The sequence below is a fragment of the Cupriavidus sp. 8B genome, from assembly GCF_054589115.1.
Map to the genome: position 1 here is coordinate 1 of NZ_BAAILO010000117.1, position 2087 is coordinate 2087.

Genomic DNA, 2087 nt, shown 5'->3' on the forward strand with positions numbered 1-2087 from the left:
GAAGTACGCCGGCTACCTGAAGGACCGCTTCAGTGGTGAACTCGACTTCGGCTGGGGTCCGATCCGGGTGCACAACGTGCTGCCGCTGCCTCAGCCTATCGGAACATTGGTCACATTCATCCAGCAGTGCGCCAAGCAGTACGACCCCGACAACGCCTATCTCGTGATTGACGTCGGCTATTTCACGACCGACTGGGTGGTCGCACGCGGCTACACGATGGACGACACCCGAAGCGGTGGCGTGCCGGGCGGTGCATCGCGTATCTATCAGCAGGTGGCAAGGCTCATCTCTCAGGCCGAGGGCGCAGCGGTGGACAGCATCGAACGGATCGACAAGGCAATCCGCGAGGCTAAGCCGATGCTCTTCTATCGCAAGGATCTGAATCTACGCCCCTTCGTTGAAGAAGCCATTGCGGTTGCCCAACAGTCCGTCTTGGAAGTTCAAACTCGTGTCGGTCGCACCGAGGATATTCGCGCCATCATCCTGACCGGAGGCGGAGCGAGCTTGTACGCGCCAACGATTCAAGCGGCATTTCCGCACAACGACATTCATGTGATGGATGCGCCCTGCTTTGCCAATGTTCGGGGCTTCCATACGATCGGCTCTGCACGACATGTGTCGAAGTCTTCCTGAGCCGGCTGCACATGGACAAGCTGCAGATTACGATCACGCTGTCCCCCGAAGCCGCACCCGACCTGCTGGCCTATCTGCGACAGATACCCGGCGCTCGCGAGCGCGCCTTTGTATTTCGACTGCTCGCGCAGCACGGGTTGAGAGCGCTTGGCGGCTCGGGTCCCGTGGGATTGCTACCAGCACCCGAAAACACGCCGGCCAGAACGCCGTTCCCGTCGGGGGGCGCCGTCCCAACAGATAGCAATGTCAATATCAAGGAACACAGGCTAGAAGCGACTTCTCCGGTCATGCCGGTCCCGTCTAACCCGGCCATCGCGGCGCCGCAAGGTGGTGCGTCGTCAGTGGATACGATGTATGCCTTCGCCATTCACGACGTTGGCGCGCTGAACGATGCGATGGCACGGTTTGGATGAAGCCAACAACACATTAGCGATCCCGTATGCAAAACCTCCAAATGCAGATCACGTTGAACGAGTACACGACGCCTCGCCTGCTGGCCTACCTCAATGAGATTCCCACAGCGAAGGACCGTGTCTTCGTGGTGAAGATGTTGGCCGAGAGAGCGCTTGAGGCGGGCATCGGCCTGCCTGCCCCTGAGCTCGCCGTATCACCGCGACCGGCGGAACCAACGACGGCCCGACTGAAGACGGCACCAAAGACGACATCGAAAAAGGTGACACCCAAGACTTCTCCGAAGAAGCTAACATCCCGAGTTGCAACCACCCGCACGGGCCACACGCCGAGCCCGAGGGGGCGGCGACCCGCTTCCGGAGACAGAAAGGCGCGAAACTAGAGCGTCTGCTAGAACGCTAATTGGCGCGACCATCTAACCTGGGTCCACACGTTGCGGGAACAATGCACGAATAGGAGTGGGTCTCCGCCCCCTTGACTTCCGAAGGGGGCGGGTACAGTAGAATCAACCGCAACGAACCAAAGGCCTATACACCATGACGGAATACGAAGTCATCCGCTTCGTCAAGTTTTTGCTGTTTTTTGGCATCTGCTGGACCCTGTGGGAATGCGCGCTGACGCTATTCATGGCGGTGCGCCGCCGTTGAAAAAAATGGACAAAAAAAAAGCCCGGCGCATGCCGGGCTTTTTTGTTATGGATGAGCGCTCAGTGGCGCGTCGGTCGTTGCCGACCAGTGCAATAGCTGAAGGCGGAATCGAAATCGACTTCCGTGTGTTGAAGCTGCGCGGAACCGTCTGGGTTGCGCAGATAGACATGGTACGTCTCGGCGTCCGACTGGCACGCCGGCACAGCGCCCGAATCCAGTTCGCGCATGGCGCAGATTTGCAGGCGACCCACGATGACATTGAACCCTTTGAACGACATAGCAGAACTCCAAGTGGTGATCTGCCGCAAGGGTTCTCCCCGGCGGGCAGAACCCGCAGGGCAGAGAGTGAATGAGGTGCCGCCCCGTGAGGCGGTTTGCAGATTGAATGGCTAGGC

The 2087-nt window shown here is 59.3% G+C and carries 3 protein-coding genes; all 3 read left to right on the forward strand.

From position 1 onward, the window contains the following. On the forward strand, positions 1–634 hold a 634-nt coding region (locus ACYP5B_RS12655; RefSeq protein ID WP_459569850.1), incomplete at its 5' end, for a PRTRC system protein D. Between the two features lie 11 nt (positions 635–645). After that, a complete protein-coding gene (locus ACYP5B_RS12660; protein ID WP_459569851.1) occupies positions 646–1047 on the forward strand; it encodes a hypothetical protein in 402 nt (133 codons plus the stop codon). A 605-nt stretch (positions 1048–1652) separates the two neighbouring features. After that, a complete protein-coding gene (locus ACYP5B_RS12665; protein WP_459569852.1) occupies positions 1653–2045 on the forward strand; it encodes a hypothetical protein in 393 nt (130 codons plus the stop codon). Positions 2046–2087 lie beyond the last annotated feature (42 nt).